Here is a 15,163-nt window from a genome sequence, read left to right as displayed (position 1 = left end):
GCCCGCCACGGCATCCGAGATGTCTCCAATATCATCGTCGAATGACGACCCGCGGTTGCTTGCGCCCTGCTCGCGGTCCGCCAGATTTCCCAGATACGCCGTCGCGCGCTCGCCCTGGTAGGCCGTGCGGGCGTCCGCGCCGCGCAACACGCCCATCTTCCTCAGGCCATCGAAGATGGCGCCCTTGATGCGGTAGTGGGCAAAGGTGAGGAAGTTGGCACCCACCTTGGGATCGAAGCGCTCCGCGGCTTCCAGGAGGCCGATCTGCCCATAGGCCAGCAGTTCATCCAGCTCCAGCTGGGCATTGAACTGCTTGCGCACGGTGGCCGCGAGCGACCGCACGTACGGGCCGTACTTCTCCAGGATGACCTTCCTGTCTTCACCCAGAGGCAAGCGGCGCGCTCACTCGGCCTTGGACCACAGCCGCTCGAGAACCTGGTTCAGCCGGGGATCATCTTGAAGCGCCCCGGCGATGCGGCCCGTGAGGGCAGCGGACTTCATGTTCAACTTCTCCTGGAGCACCTCGGAAACAAGCGCCTTCGTCGCCTCCTCCTTGCTCTTGAAGCCCCCGTTCTTCAGCCGCTTGGCGATGGCGAGCGCCTGCGCCGCGATCGGATCCGTGGCCTGGGGGCCCTGAACGTTGCTGGAGCCTACCAGACCCGAGGGCCCGACGAGCGATTCCGCGCGATCCACCTTGCCGCCAAAGGACGCGCCGGCGGCACCCGACGGACCGGACGCCCCCTTCACGCCGCCCGCGCGGCCCTTCCCACCCCCACGTCCAACGCCACCGACAGCCATCGTCGTACCTCCTTCTTCCTACCTGCTACTTCTTCGGCGGAGGCAGCGCCCCCGCTTCCTTCGCCTGGATGAGCGCCTGGGCCAGCTTCGCGCCGTCGCTTTCCGGCTCCAGATCCATGGCGGCCTTCAGTTCCTTGAGGGCCTCCGGCACCTTGCCCATGAACAGCAGGGCCTCACCGGCGTGTGCCCGGGGCAGCGCCGACAGGGGCGCGAGCCGCTGGGCGACCCGGTAGGCCGCCAGGGCCTTGTCGTGCTTGCCCTGGGCGAACTCCACGGCGCCCAGGCCAATCTGCGGCACTTCGCTCTTGGGCATGAGCGCGGCGGCACCGACGAAGACCTCCTTGGCCTTGTCGAAGTGACCCATGTCCAGCCACAGGTAGCCAGACTCCAGCAGGACCATGGCCGGCTGGCGCGCCAGGGGCACGAGGCTGTTGGCAATCTCCGAGGGGGTCTCCGCCATGGACGTCGCGCTTCCTTTCCGTTGGCCGGAAGCACGGAAGGCGGCCGTCGAGGGCCGCCTTCCTTGCACCGGTCAGATTCCGCTGTCCGTGAAGACTAGCGGATGTTGCCGATCGAGTTCTTGGTCGTATCGTGCCGCGACTTCATCACGTTGGAAACAGCCGTGAAGAGCTGCGACTCGTGCTGCATGGCCGACTGCATGTTCAGCAGCTTGACGTTGTCGTCCATCATCGTCTTGAGGCTGCTGTTGTTGTTCAGCTGATCCGACACCTGGCCACCGGAGCTGGCGCCGCCAACGCTGGTGCCCAGCGAGGTGGAGCCGCCCGTGGACACGCCCGTGCCCGGACCGGGCAGGTTGGTGGTGGGCACCGCGCCGGAGCCGGTGTTCATCACGCCGACGTACGGGCCGCCCTGCATGCCGGAGCCGGAGGCGCCGGAGAAGGTCTGCGCGGAGGAGACCGCGGCGGAGACGATGCCCGCGCCGGGAACGAAGCCGGCCACCGCGCCCACGCCCGCGCCCACGGCGCCGACGGTGCTGTTCAGGCCGTTCTGCACGCGCGCACCGAAGCTCGTGTTCGGCGTCTGCCGAGCCGTGGTCATCTGGGTGTTCATGCGCAGGTTCGGACCCATCATGCCGCTGTCGATCTTTGCCATTTCAGCCTCCGCGCTGGTGCCAGCGTTGATTCAAAAGGGGAGCCAGGGATCATCCCGTGGCTCTTTCAATGGATTATCGGGAGAGCCAGCCGCCGGTTGCCTGCTGGTGACGAGAAATCGTCCGAGCGCCCGAAAAGCCCGTTATTTCCGGCCCTTGGACTGCTTCGATTCCGCGACGAGCTTCTCCCGGACGTCCACGAGCATGGACAGCAGCTCCTCGGACCGCGCGATCGCAGCCTGGGCCTTCTTGCCGATCTCCGCGCGAGGTCCCTTGAGGCCGGAGAGGCCCTCCTTCACGGGCGCGTAGAGCGCCTGGACGTCGCTGGCGGAGGCCTTCTCGATGAAGGTCTCGACGGCGGGGTAGGACGGGACAGGCAGTTCCTGGGGCTGGGGCTGCGGCGCGGAGGGCCTGGCGGGCGGGGGCATCGAGGTCACGGTCTCCTGGCGGGGCGCAGGCCTTGCGGCCAGCCTCCGCTCTTTGCCCAGCACGCTAGGTGAATCTGGAATTGGCTTCAAGCACCCCACCCAGCGGCCGGAGTGCCGGTTGTCGGGTGCGGACCACGCCCCACGGGCCGGGGAGCGAACGGGCACGCACCCGGTCTTCCCCCTACGACCTGTCCCCCGCTCCCATCACCCCTAGCTTTTTCCCAGCGGGGGGCTTCGCAGGTGCCACCCGTCCCACTCACATCATCCGGGAGAGATTCCATGAAGAAGCTCATTGGGGTTTTCGCGTCCGTGGCGCTGCTGGGTTCGGGCGTGGCCTTTGCCCAGGACAGCACGACGCAGGGCGCTCAGCCGCCGCCGACGTCGTCCGGCAGCATGCAGGGCTCCTCCGGCAGCAGCACCGGCAGCTCGGATGCCATGGGCGGGTCGGGGTCGTCCGCGGCGCACCCGATGGGGTCGTCGAGCATGACGGGCTCGAACGAGCTGACGGGCAAGGTCGTCAAGAGCGAGAGCAAGAAGGTCTACATCAGCAGCGCCAGCGGCGCGGTGGTGCCCCTGGACATCGACAGCAAGACGCAGTTCACCGACCCGAGCATGAAGAACGCGAAGAGCCTGAAGGAGGGCCAGGAGATCCGCGCCAGCTTCGAGGTGAAGGACGAGAAGAACGTGGCGAAGAGCATCTCGCCGAGCCAGGGCACGGGCGGCTCGGGCACCGACGTGATGTCGCCGGACTCGTCCATCAACGAGGGCACGGGCGGCTCGGGCATGGATGACAAGAACCAGGACATGGGCAAGGGCAACGACTCCACGATGAACCCGGACACGGGCTCCAACACCGGGTCCAGCAGCTCGCCGAAGACCTACTAGCACCGCCTCTCCCCTCCCCTGTTCCTCTCCCGCATGGGAGGGGAACCCGGCTCGCGGCCCTCCGTTCGTCTGGTGGGCCGCGGGCGTCTTTCCATGATGGGAACTCCGCGCGACGGAGCAGGAGCGGCATGGATCACAAGGCGGATGTCGTCATCCTGGGGGCTGGCGCCGCGGGGCTCGCCGCGGCTGAACGATTGATGGGCAAGGGCCTGCGGGTCATCGTGCTGGAGGCGCGTGATCGCGTGGGCGGCCGCGTCGCGACGGTCCGGGACACGGTGGCGGACGTGCCCCTGGAGTTGGGGGCCGAGTTCGTCCACGGCAAGCCCACCGCGCTGCTGAGGCGCATCCACCGGGCCGGGCTGACGGTGAGCCCCTGCAACGATACGCATGCCCTTCTGTGGCGGGGGAAGCTGGGCGACGGGGAGGATGCCTTCGCGTTCCAGGAGCCCCTGATGTCCGCGAAGGGACCCGACCGTCCCATGGCGGCATGGGTGGCGGAGCAGGCGCGCGTCCACCACTGGCCTCCCATCGTGAGCGCGATGGCGGGCTCATATGTCCGGGGCTTCTACGCGGCGGATCCGCACGTCGCGAGCACGCTCGCCATCGCTCGGATGGAGCGGACCGCGGACGCGTCCGGAGGCACGACGCCTTCACGCGTGCTGGAGGGTTACGACCGCGTGTTGCATGCGATGGCCGCGAAGCTGCTCGCGAAGCCGGACACGTTGTTCCTCAACGCCGTGGCCGAGGAGGTGCGCTGGAAGCCGGGCGCGGTCCGTGTGCGGGCCCGGACCCGGCAGGGCACTCCGCTGGGGACGTTCCAGGGGGAGCATGCGGTGGTGACGCTGCCCGTGGGCGTGTTGCAGGCGAAGCCGCCCTCCCCTGGTGCCGTGCGCTTCGTGCCTCGCGTCCGGGCGCAGGAGCGCGCCTGGAACCGCCTGGCGATGGGCTCCCTGTTGAAGATCCTCCTGCGCTTCCGCACGGCGTTCTGGAGGGAGCAGGAATCCACCGCCCGCTTCGGCTTCTTCCATGCGCCCGCCTCCCCGTTCCCCACGTGGTGGACGCTGGCGCCTCACCGGCGCACGCGGCACCTGGTGGGCTGGAGTGGAGGCCCCGCCGCCGCGGCGCTGTCGCGCTTGAGTGAGAAGGCGGTGCTGGGGCGCGCGCTCCAGGGACTGTCGCAGCTCTTCCATCGCCCCGTGCGGGAGCTGAACGAACAGCTGGAGGCGTGGCACGTGCAGGACTGGCAGGCCGAGCCGTACACGCGCGGCGGCTACGCGGTCATTCCCTCGGGCGCGATGGACGCCGTCGAAGCGCTCGCCAGGCCCGTGGGCCGGACGCTCTTCTTCGCTGGCGAGGCCACGCACTGGGGCGGGAATGAAGGCACCGTGCATGGCGCGCTCGAGACGGGCCGGCGCGCGGCGGACGAGGTGTTGGCCCGGCGCTCGAAGGCTTGAGCCCCGGTCGCCCGACAGGCGGGCCAGCGGGCGGAGGGGCGCTGGTGACGATGTGGAAGCGTTCGCGCGTGGACATCTTCAGGGCATGCGCTTCTGGATCGCCATCGTCGCGGGATTGAGCCTTGGACAGACGCAGGACGTGGAGCCGTTGCCTCCGGAAGATCCATCCGTGAGGGACCCCGCCGCCGCGGCCCTGCAGGATGCCTATGAGCAGGCCGCGGACGACATGGACGGTGCGCGGCCTCCGCAGGGTTATGTCGTCCAGTCACCGACGGATCCGACCGAGGGCAACTATCGCGCGCTGACGCCGCTGCTGCCCGATGGCAGCGTGCCCATCAGTTCGGGTGACGTCGCGGTCCAGCAGTCCCAGACGTACGTGCCTCCGCCCGTCCCCACGATCTTCGAGCAGCAGCCCGCTCCCAGCGAGCCGACGGAGACGGAGGAGACGCAACCCCAGACAGGTACGGGGGGCGCGGGCGCGGCGGGAACCGCTCCGACCGCGGGGGGCACCACCACGGGCCAGGCCGCCACGGGCGCGGGCGCGGCGGGGACTTCGCCAACGTCCGGCGCCACTGACGCGAACGCGCCTGGCTTCGGTGGCACCTACGACACGGGCGCGGCCTCCTCGACGCCTCCGGGAAACGCCGTGCAGGGGGGGACGGAACAGCCTCCGCTGGACTCGTCACGGGTGACGGTGCAGGAGCCGGGCACCACCCCTCCGGCGACGCCGGAAGCCGCGACGGGAGGCTCGGGTGCCGCTGGTACGACGGGGACCGCTGCGCCATCCGCCCCCTCGGGATCCACCGCCACGCCCACGACGGGCACGACGGCGCCAGTTCAGGGTGGCACGCCGGCCGCGGCACCCGTGGATCAGACGACTCAAGCCACGCCCGCCCAGACGACGCAGGGGCAGGCCCAGACGACGCAGGGCGCCGCCGCGGCCAACGAGGAAGTGACGCGGCTGCGCCAGCGCGTCGCGGACCTGGAACAGGAGATGGAAGCCCGCGACACGCAGGCCACCGAGCGCACCCAGTCCGTCCAGTCGCAGGTGGATACGCACGAGCAACGCGCCTACGAGGCCGAGCGCGCACGGCAGCAGCGGCTGGCGCGCATCCAGTCCGGGGGCCAGTGGATGCTCGCGGCGGATCAGGCGCTGGAACAGGGTGAACTGGACGTGGACAACGCCCTGGGCATCGCCGACGAGGACTTCTCCGTCGTGCGCGAGAGCGCCTCGACCTTCGGACAGGGCACGGTCGTGGTCCAGTCCGAGCGCATCCGTGCGCAGATCGCACTCGCTCGGGATGCCGCAAGCCGCCGGGACACCTACGCCGCGCGCATCGCCCTGCAGAACGCGGGCTACATGCTGCAGTTGGCGCGCGCCGCGAGCCTGGAGCGTTCAGGCACGTCCAACGCCCTGCTCAATCCGTGATGCGCGGGGTGGCCCGGGCTGGCGCGTCCGCGGGCCTCGCGATGAGGTAGCCCTGCACGAAGTCCACCCCGTGCCGGCGCACCCAGGACAGCTCCTCGACCGTCTCGATGCCCTCGGCCACCGTCTGGATTCCGAGCTGACGGGCGATCTCCAACAGCTTCTGCACGATGGACGCCTTGTAGGGGTCCGCGTGGACGCCTCGCACCAGCTCCATGTCCAGCTTCATGAACTCCGGCTTGAGCTGGTGGATGAGGTTCAGCGACGAGTAGCCCGCGCCCAGGTCATCCAGCGCCACCTTGAAGCCCGCCGCCCGGTAGAAGTCCACGATGGCGCGCAGGTGCGCGGCGTTCGCGGCCCGGTCGGATTCGATGATCTCGAAGACGACGTGCGACTCCGGGATGCCCGACTCGCGGATGGCCGCCACGGTGGAGCGCAGGCAGAAGGCCGGGTCGTAGATGGCCGTGGGCGTGAAGTTGATGAACAGGTGCGTGCTCAGCCGGTGCCGCACCGCCTCGCGGATGGCGGTGGTGCGCGCGGCCAGGTCCAGCTGGAACAACAGGTCCGCCTCGCGGGCCGTGTCGAACAAGCGGTTCGGCGGCACCAGCGCGCCGTCCCGGTCACGCCCGCGAAGGAGCCCCTCGTGCGCGAAGACCTGGGAGGTGTCCTGCGCGTGGACGATGGGCTGGAAGAACGTGGTGAGCCGCGCCTCCGCCAGCATGTCCACCAGCCACCCGGACTGATGCAGCGTGGTGAGGCGCTGCAGTGAGTCCACGCGCGGGAAGTCCGCCATGCCCGGCTCGCCGTCACCGGCGACGAAGAGGGCGCGCGTGCCCCGCACCTCCTCCGCCGTCAGCACGTTGGGCAGGTGCGCGGAGAGCTTCTGCAGGTCGCCCTCCGCCATCCCCACCACGATGCACTGCGCGTCGGAGCGCAGCTGGTAGGTGCCCCCCGAATCACGCAGGTGCGCCACCAGCTTGCCCAGGCTGTGGCCCAGCGGCGGCCACAGGAAGAGGCGCCCCGGTACGTCAGGCGTCTCGGGCAGGGTCTGGCAGCGGCCACATCCGTTCAACGGGGTCATGAAGCGGCCTTGGCGTCACGGGGTGTGACGGAAGATGAGCAGGCCCCGCGCCGTATCCCACCCATACACCAGCCCGTCCGCGACGTGAACGCCCTGGAGGCCGTCGAAGTAGCTCAGCCCCCGGCCCGTGTCGGTCTCGTTCCAGGTGTTGAAGTACCCGGCGGCCTTCGGCGTCCCCAGCGTGGACACGTCGTAGACCCGCAGGCCGTCCTGGTAGTTGGCCACGTAGAGCGTGGTGCCCGACAGGGCCATGCCGCCCATCGTCGCCTCCTGCCGCAGCGGCAGCTCGCCGCGCTGCACGATGGCCTCCGGGTGCGTGGCGTCCAGCGCCAGGAGCGAGGAGCCCCACGCGTCCGAGCCCTGGTAGACGACGGTGGCATCCCCCAGCTTGCCCACCGCCAGGGCGCTGGTGGAGGGACCCCCGAAGCGGCCCAGGATCTTGGGCACCTTCGTCGTCGTCGCCAGCGGCGCGAGGTCCGTCACCGTCACGCCGTAGCTCCAGTTGCTCACGTACAGCCGGTCGTCCTGCACCGCCAGCGCATAGGGGTACTCGTTCAGGTCGGCCGAGGCGCCCTCCACCGTGTAGCGCACCACCAGGGTCGGCGCGGACGGCTGGGTCACATCCAGGATGACGATGTCCGACTTGGGCAGGGGCGACGCCACGTAGAGCAGGTTGCCCGCCTTCGCCATCCCGTCCACGCGCACCGTCAGGTCCGCCAGCACCGTCTTGTCACAGCTGGGGGCCTGCGGTTTCGCGGCCAGGTCGCAGATGCGGATGCCCGTCGCGTAGGTGCCCAGGTAGAGCGTCGTGCCGCTGATGAGCGCGCTGGTGTACGTCTCCGTGGGGATCTTGTGCTCGGACACCAGCGCCGGGTGCGCGGGGTCCTTCACGTCGAAGACGAACATGCCCTCGCTGCCCGCGATGACGTAGGCGTAGCCACCCGCCACCACCACGCCGTTGGCGGCGCCCCGGGGCAGCGCGCCCTGACCCAGCAGCTCCACGCGGTCGGACTCGGCTTCCCCCGCGCGCCGCGCCACGCGCACGGCGGTGAAGGTGCCGTTGCGCACCGTCGTCCCGTTGCGGCACACGCGCGCCACGCCCAGCACCTCGCCCGGCCCGTTGGCCTTGCAGCCGGAGAACGCGTAGCGCACTGTCGAGCCATCCGTGCCCGTCACGTCGCTGGCTAGGTAGAACGTGTCCGAAGTGACCTGCTTCGTCGTCATGGACAGGCCGACGAGCAGCGGGTCTCCGGGGGAGAAGCGGATGGAGGACGGGCCCGTGTAGCCGTCGTCGAAGTTGATATTGGCGTTCCAGATGCCTTCGCCCTGGACGGCACTCAACGTCGACCTGTCACATCCGGTCAGGTCGATGGCTTCAACCTGACACTCGGCCTTGTTTTCGGAATTGTCCTTGCCACAACCGAAGGCGAGGAACGCGGTAGCGGCCACGAGAGGGAAACGATTCATTCCCTCCTCCATACCGGGCGAGCCCGACCCGCGCCAAGTCCCCCGGCGCGCGCAGAGGGAGAAGGCCCGGGAAGTCCACCGCAACGCAAAGAAACAAAACGACCGCTTGTGCGTTTCCGGTGGGAGAGGGAGCCTTCCGCCGGGCCCCTGACAGCCTGTCTCCTCGCCGTACCGAGGTGCTTTTTGAACCCCCGTCCGCACGTGATCGCCGTGCTACTGGCCCTGCTCCTGCCGGAGCTCGCGCTGGCCCAGGTCTTCGTCGTTCCCCGTCGCGCGGGGAAGACACCCGTGAACAGCTACGAGTTCGAGTGGCGCCACGTCGACATCCTCGTGGGCCCCGCCTCGACAGGCCTGGCGAAGCCCGCCGACCACACCGCGCATGATCAGCCCCCCGGCACGCAGGGCGGCGCCAACCCGAGCGCGCCCACCACGTCGCCCCAGACGGGCGACACGCAGTCCCCGCCGGGTGGCCCGGAGGTCACCCCCTCCGGCAACGTGACCATGGCCCCCCCGGCGGATCAGCCGTCCAAGTCGGGCGGCATCGCGCTGGACATGGGCGCGTCGGACGGAGGCGGTCCTCCGACCGTCCTGGGGCTTGCCGACGGCGGCCTCCCGCCCCCGGGCGTGGTGGCGCTGGCGGACGGCGGCACGGCGGGCGACGCGGGCACGGTCGCGGGCATCACCAGCGCGGACGGCGGCCCGGTGTTCTCCGGCGCGCCGCTGATGCTGGGCGGTTCGGATGGCGGCTTCAACTACACCTACGCGAAGGACCTGGGCGCGAAGACGGGCGGCGTGCGCTTCTACTTCTACGAGCGCGAGCGCGAGGTGGCCGAGCGGGCCGCCCCCATCATCGAGGAGGCGTACCGGTACCTGGTGGAGCAGTTCAAGTACGTCCCCACGGAGACGTTCCCGTACATCCTCTACAGCAGCTACGCGGAGTTCCTCCAGACGAACGTGTTCGCGGTCTCCGAGGGCACGCTGGGCGTCACCTCCACGGAGGACCTGAAGCTGTCGCTGCCGTACCTGGGCGACCACCACCTCTTCGAGGAGGTCAGCACGCACGAACTGGCGCACCAGTTCACCATCCAGAAGGTGCGCACCGTGGCCGAGCAGGCCAAGACCTTCGGGGATCCGCTGGGCGGCTATCCGCTGTGGTTCATCGAAGGCCTGGCGGAGTTCTACGCCAAGCGCGGCCTGGACCCCGAGGCGGAGATGATGGTGCGGGACCTGCTGGTGAACCCGGACCTGATGAAGGGCTATGCCTTCCTCGACTTCTTCTCCCCCGGGCCGTACGGCTACCTGTGGATCTACAAGGTCGGCCAGGCGCGCGTGGCGTTCCTGGAGGACGAGTACGGCGCGGGCATCACCCAGCGGCTGCTGGAGGAGGCGCCCCGGCTGGTGGGCGGCTCGCGCGATTCGCCGTCGCTCAAGTTCGAGGAGCTGCTGGAGCGGCTGACGGGAGATGACCCCAAGCGTATCTCCGCGCGGTTCGAGAACTGGCTCAAGCGCCGGGCGTTCAAGACGTACCTGGAGTCGTCGCAGACGGCGCCCGCGCTGGACTCGCTGGGCGAGACGCCGGGAATCGTCACCGCGATGGCCAGCGGTCCGGATGGCAACGTGCTGGCCCTGCGCACCATCATCCCGGAGACGGGCGAAAGCCGGCTGTACCTGACGGATCCGCGCACGCCGGGCAAGACGGTGAAGGTGGCGGGCGATGGCGTTCCGGGCGTGGAGTCCCTGCACCCGGTGTCCGGCCGCAACTTCGCGCTGACCAAGGACAAGATCGCGTTCGTGGCGGAGCGCACCGGGCGCGACGTGCTCTACGTGCAGGACTACGTGCACACCTCCGAGAAGCGGTCCACGGACGTGCTGGTGCGCAGGTCGGCCGTGCGCACGGGCATTGGCACGGAGGTGGGCCTCAACGTGACGCTGGAGACAGGGGACCGGCGCCGGTACCGCATCGACAAGCAGGGCGTGCTGGCCATCTACTCGCCGGCCTTCTCCCCGGACGGCCGCTACGTCGCGTTCATTGGCATCAACGACGCGGGCCTGCGCGACGTGTACCTGGTGGACCTGACGCAGGGGGAGGACGCGAAGATCCGCAAGCTCACCGACGACGTCTTCGCCGAGCGGCAGGTCACCTGGGGCCCGTCAGGCATCATCTACACGTCCGACGCGACGTCGCACCGCAAGTACAACCTCTTCCGCGTGAAGCCGGACGCTCCGGCGGGACAGGCCGAGCGCCTCACCAGCGAGGACCGCGACGAGGCGGATCCGCTGGCGCTGCCGGACGGCCGCGTGTTCTTCGTGGCCTTCAACAAGAGCAGCTCCGACCTGCACGAGCGGCTGGCGGACGGCCGCATCGTGCGGCGCACCGACCTGACGACGGGCGTCTTCGAGCCGAGCCCCGGTCCCGACGGCGGCCTGTGGATGCTCTTCCACATGAGCGGTGAGCGGAAGCCGTCCCTGCTGCGTCCGCCGCGCATGCTGTCGCTGGAGAGCGCGAAGGAGCCGCTGGCGGATCCGCCCTCCCCGCTCGCGCTCCGGCCGCTCACCGACGCGCAGCCCTACCGGCCCTTCACGCGGGAGAACATCGAGCTGGGGCCCATCTTCGGCTTCGCGGGCGCGGGCGGCGGCGGCTTCGTGGGCCAGGTGTTCGCGTCCGCGTCGGACCGGCTGCGCGACCACCAGGTGGTCCTCACGCTGGCGGTCTACGGCTCCTTCGAGTTGACGGACGGCCTGCTGCTCTACGTCAACGACGAGAAGCGCGCGACGTGGGGCGGCGGTCTGTTCCAGTCGCTGCGCTTCCGCGTCGACAAGACGTTCGACAACCTGCCCGCGGACCAGCGCCCGTTCTTCGTGTCATCGGAGCGCTACTTCGGCGCGTTGGGCAGCCTGCGCTACCCGCTCAGCACCTTCTTCTACCTCCAGGGAGACCTGAGCATCGGCGGCACGAAGTACTTCCTGGATGACTTCAGCGAGTTCTACCTGGCGTTCCCGGAGCGCAACGAGTCGAACACGGAGCTGCTGTCCGCGTGGCGCGCGGACAACCAGCACATCCGCTTCCAGACGGAGGTGAGCGGGCGCGTCGGCTACGACAGCATCAAGTATCACTATGCGACGGGGCCGCTCGCGGGCAGCTCCGTGCTGCTGGAGGCCACTGCTGGCGTGCAGCCCTTCGACGGGCAGGCGTACGGCAACCTGCGCCTGGACGCGGAGCGGTACTTCCCCATCTACGGCCGCACCAACTTCTTCGCGCGCCTGGGCGCGGGCACCACGGTGGGCGGCCGCTACGCGCGCTCCTACTACCTGTCCAGCTTCGACACCCTGCGCGGCGTGAACTTCGGCGACGAGCGGTGGCTGCTGGGCCAGCACTTCGTCTACTCCACGCTGGAGGCGCAGTTGCCCCTCAACGACATCATCCGGGTGGCCTTCCTGAGCGACCTGGAGGCCATCGCCGCGGTGGACATGGGCGGCGTGGGCGACGGCGCGAGGGACCTCTGGGACCACCGCGTGCTCAACGCCGTCGTCGGCTTCAACCTGTCGCTGGGGCCCCTGCTGTTGCGCCTGCACTTCGCGAAGCCCTTCGACATCAATGCGGCCGCGGGCAAGCCCGACGAGGGCTGGGTGACGAACTTCTCCATCGGCGTCGCCGGCCTCAACGGCTTCTTCGACACCAAGGGTGACCGCAGGCCGGGGTCCAGCACTCCGGGCCCGGCCCTGATGCCCGCGCTGGGCGGCGGCTACACGACGCCCATGGTGCACTGAAGCAAGAGGGGCGCGCTTCCCGCATCCACGGGAGGCGCGCTCCCTTCAGGACTGCGCGGCGACGAGGGCGGCGTTGGCGCGAGCCAGCGGTCCCCCGTCACTGGGGATGCGCTCGAAGTCCCCGCGCAGGGCCTTGATGGCGAACTTCTCCAGGTCAATCTCCCGGCGGGTGCGGATGCCCAGTCCGCGCACCAGCACGGACAGGGGCCCGAAGCCGGTGATGCCCTGCTGGAGGAGCAGGCCCAGGGTGACGCCGCTGAGCAGGCGCCAGCCGTGGCCGGACCTGCGGCCCAGGAGCAGGCCTGCCAGCGCCAGCGCGGAGCCGCCCACCGCCAAGGCCCGGTGCACGTCCCACTCGTGCTCCAGCTTGTCGAGGTACTGACTCATCTCCGCGCGGTCCGCCCGCTCCGCCATGCAACGGACACACGACTCCACGTGGGCGTCGATGCGCCGGTTCACCGTGGATGGCGCGTGGGTGCGCACGGCATCGGTCGAGGTCTGGTTCCAGGACTCCATCGTCACTCCCTTGACGGACTCGGGCCGTCCTCCAGCCTGCTTCCAGGAAGCTAGGTCCGCCGGTCGCGTCCGTGCATAGGACGGCTTCCAACGGCCGACGCCCGGCTGCCCACCCCGGGGGCGATGACGCCGGCTGCCCCCTGTTCCGAAGAGCAGGCGGGCAGGCTCGGGCGGGCCCTTCACGCGGTCCGTCAGGGCCGCCCGGGGAGGGCAGGCGAGCATTCCGGGGAGGGAAAGAGTTTTCCATTCACTGGGTGATCCACCGCCCTTGCGTCACCCGTGTGGACTTCCACGCAGGCGGCGGAGGGTCCCCTCCGGCTTCCTGGCAGGGAGGCATGGGGCTTGCTCAGAGGTCGGACGATGATGCGCCTACGACTTCTGATCAGCCTGTCGATGTTGCTGGCCGCTTGCGGTGCCGGAACGTCGAATCCCGATGACCCATCGCCGTCCGTGACGGATCCCGGCATCACGGACCCTGGCGGCCAGGACGCCGGAGTGCCTGACGCGGGCTCCGTGGACTCGGGCACCCTGGATGCCGGGGCTTCCGACGGCGGCTCCGTGGACTCGGGCACGACGGGCCCCGTGGATGGCGGAAGCTCGGACGCCGGAACGGATCCGCAGCCGGAGGTGGAGCGGCCGTTCACGCTGCCGAAGGTCCAGACCACCCTGCCGGAGTACGTGCTGATCATCCCTCCGGAGGCGATGGAGAAGTTCAACACGGACCCGTGGACGGAGGAGCAGGACGCGACGTTCCAGGCGAGCGGCAAGACCTTCCCCGTGAAGGTGCGGTTGCGCGGGGCCTCCGCGCGCTTCTTCGACAAGAAGAGCTGGAACGTCAGCTTCGCGGACAAGGACAAGTTCGAGGGCCGCACGTCGCTCAACCTCGTGGCCGAGTACGCCGACGCGTCGATGATCGCGGAGAAGATCGCCTACGACCTGCTGGCGGCGATGCGGGTGCCGGCGTCGAAGGCGACCTTCGTGCGGCTCAGCGTGAATGGCCAGTACGAGGGCGTGTTCCTGGAGGTGGAGCAGGTCAACAAGGCCTTCGTCAAGGCGAGGCAGTTCCCGGACGACGATGCGTCCATCTACCGCGCGGGCTGGAAGGACACGGAGTTCAAGACGTGGAAGGTGCCCTACCAGGGCGACTGGGTGAAGAAGACGAACGAGAGCGAGCCCAACGACGCGCTGTGGGCGGTGCTGGACGTCATCAACCACACGCCGGAGCCGCAGCTGGTGGCCGCGCTGGAGAAGAACCTGGAAGTGGAGTCCTACGTGCGCTCCATGGTGTTGGACGCGCTGATGTCCAACAACTACGTGGAGGACTCCGAGAGCTACTTCATGCGCGACAAGCTCACCGGGCGCTGGCGCTACGTGCCCTGGGACCTGAACAACGTGGATGCGCGCTGGTGGTACACGAACACGGTGGAGGACATGTCCACCTCCACGAACAGCATGAAGCACCCGCTGTTCAACTTCACGCTGCTGGATGGCTGGGTGGAGAAGATGTACCAGCAGCGCAAGCTGGAGCAGGGAAGCTACCCGGGCTACCTGCCGGTGTTCTCCAACCTGGGCACGCGCGTGGTGATGAACCCCGTGCTGCGCACCCGGCTGGAGGCGCGGCTGGACAAGGCGCTGGATGAGCTCTTCACGTCGAAGGTGATGGACCCGTACATCGACCAGCTCCATGCGCTGATTGACGCGTCCATGCAGGCCGACCCGTACATGGACTACGCGAAGTTCAGCGCGGGCAAGGCGTTCATGAAGCGCTTCGTGAAGGTGCGCCGCGAGTTCGTGATGGCGGAGGTGAAGCGGCTGAAGGCGCAGCAGTCCACGCTGGTGCTGGAGGCGTTCGACCCTCGCGAGGGCTGGGTGGAGGTGGGCAACCACGGCACGCAGGCGGTGTCGCTCCAGGGCATGACGCTGACGACGAACCTGCGGGTGAGCCTGGCGGGCGGTGAGTACGCGCCCACGGTGGTGAAGGCCCCCACGGGCGCGGTGTTGGGCAACATGACCGTGGCTCCGGGCCAGACGGTGCGGCTCACCGCGGCCTCGTTGGGCATCACCTTCCCCACCAAGGGTGAGGTGGGTCTCTTCGACGGCAAGACCGTGGTGGGCGTGAAGGACGCGCTGTTCTACGGCGAGCTGCCCACGGGCAAGCACTACGTCCGCGGCACGGAGGGCTGGGAGGTGCGCTGAGTCGTCGCGCGGACATCACATGAGGGGGAGACG

13 protein-coding genes are annotated in these 15,163 nt (G+C 69.2%); 5 read left to right on the top strand and 8 right to left on the bottom strand.

All coding sequences use genetic code 11. The features are described from left to right. The 5 genes from D7X32_RS37660 to D7X32_RS37640 all read right to left on the bottom strand — a co-directional run. On the bottom strand, positions 1-393 hold a 393-nt coding region (locus D7X32_RS37660; protein ID WP_279635651.1), incomplete at its 3' end, for a sigma-70 family RNA polymerase sigma factor. A gap of 9 nt (positions 394-402) precedes the next feature. Beyond that, positions 403-798, bottom strand: a complete 396-nt coding sequence (locus D7X32_RS37655; RefSeq protein ID WP_120607357.1) for a hypothetical protein — start codon at positions 796-798, stop codon at positions 403-405. 25 nt (positions 799-823) lie between these two features. After that, positions 824-1,258 (bottom strand): tetratricopeptide repeat protein, encoded by a 435-nt coding sequence (locus D7X32_RS37650; RefSeq protein WP_120607356.1) that lies wholly within the window; start codon positions 1,256-1,258, stop codon positions 824-826. A 95-nt stretch (positions 1,259-1,353) separates the two neighbouring features. Further along, positions 1,354-1,911 (bottom strand): hypothetical protein, encoded by a 558-nt coding sequence (locus D7X32_RS37645; RefSeq protein WP_120607355.1) that lies wholly within the window; start codon positions 1,909-1,911, stop codon positions 1,354-1,356. A gap of 141 nt (positions 1,912-2,052) precedes the next feature. Beyond that, positions 2,053-2,337, bottom strand: a complete 285-nt coding sequence (locus D7X32_RS37640) for a hypothetical protein (RefSeq protein WP_120607354.1) — start codon at positions 2,335-2,337, stop codon at positions 2,053-2,055. Between the two features lie 279 nt (positions 2,338-2,616). Here D7X32_RS37640 and D7X32_RS37635 point away from each other — a divergent pair, with 279 nt between their 5' ends. From D7X32_RS37635 to D7X32_RS37625, 3 genes are all read left to right on the top strand, one after another. Beyond that, positions 2,617-3,222: a hypothetical protein gene (locus D7X32_RS37635; protein WP_120607353.1), complete on the top strand. Its 606-nt coding sequence runs from the start codon at positions 2,617-2,619 to the stop codon at positions 3,220-3,222. Between the two features lie 128 nt (positions 3,223-3,350). Then, positions 3,351-4,676, top strand: coding sequence for a flavin monoamine oxidase family protein (locus D7X32_RS37630; RefSeq protein WP_120607352.1), 1,326 nt, complete (start codon positions 3,351-3,353; stop codon positions 4,674-4,676). A gap of 85 nt (positions 4,677-4,761) precedes the next feature. Beyond that, a complete protein-coding gene (locus D7X32_RS37625) occupies positions 4,762-6,105 on the top strand; it encodes a hypothetical protein (RefSeq protein WP_120607351.1) in 1,344 nt (447 codons plus the stop codon). Here D7X32_RS37625 and D7X32_RS37620 read toward each other — a convergent pair. Both D7X32_RS37620 and D7X32_RS37615 read right to left on the bottom strand, forming a co-directional pair. Continuing rightward, positions 6,095-7,183 carry an EAL domain-containing protein gene (locus D7X32_RS37620; RefSeq protein ID WP_120607350.1) on the bottom strand — a complete coding sequence of 363 codons (1,089 nt, stop codon included), beginning with the start codon at positions 7,181-7,183 and terminating at the stop codon, positions 6,095-6,097. The genes D7X32_RS37625 and D7X32_RS37620 overlap by 11 nt on opposite strands. Before the next feature lie 15 nt (positions 7,184-7,198). Next, positions 7,199-8,650, bottom strand: coding sequence for an LVIVD repeat-containing protein (locus tag D7X32_RS37615; protein ID WP_158625834.1), 1,452 nt, complete (start codon positions 8,648-8,650; stop codon positions 7,199-7,201). A gap of 183 nt (positions 8,651-8,833) precedes the next feature. Here D7X32_RS37615 and D7X32_RS37610 point away from each other — a divergent pair, with 183 nt between their 5' ends. Further along, positions 8,834-12,418 (top strand): PD40 domain-containing protein, encoded by a 3,585-nt coding sequence (locus D7X32_RS37610; protein WP_120607348.1) that lies wholly within the window; start codon positions 8,834-8,836, stop codon positions 12,416-12,418. Positions 12,419-12,463: 45 nt separating this feature from the next. Here D7X32_RS37610 and D7X32_RS37605 read toward each other — a convergent pair whose 3' ends face one another. Next, complete coding sequence (locus D7X32_RS37605) at positions 12,464-12,934, bottom strand: hypothetical protein (protein WP_120607358.1); 471 nt, start codon at positions 12,932-12,934, stop codon at positions 12,464-12,466. A gap of 360 nt (positions 12,935-13,294) precedes the next feature. Here D7X32_RS37605 and D7X32_RS37600 point away from each other — a divergent pair, with 360 nt between their 5' ends. Next, on the top strand, positions 13,295-15,130 hold the full coding sequence (locus D7X32_RS37600; protein WP_120607347.1) for a CotH kinase family protein: 1,836 nt from the start codon (positions 13,295-13,297) through the stop codon (positions 15,128-15,130). The last annotated feature ends 33 nt before the right edge of the window (positions 15,131-15,163 follow it).

The sequence above is a fragment of the Corallococcus carmarthensis genome (genome assembly GCF_003611695.1).
Taxonomy (GTDB): Bacteria; Myxococcota; Myxococcia; order Myxococcales; family Myxococcaceae; genus Corallococcus; species Corallococcus carmarthensis.
Note: the sequence above shows the minus strand (reverse complement) of the source record. Positions and strands in the feature narration are given on the sequence as shown.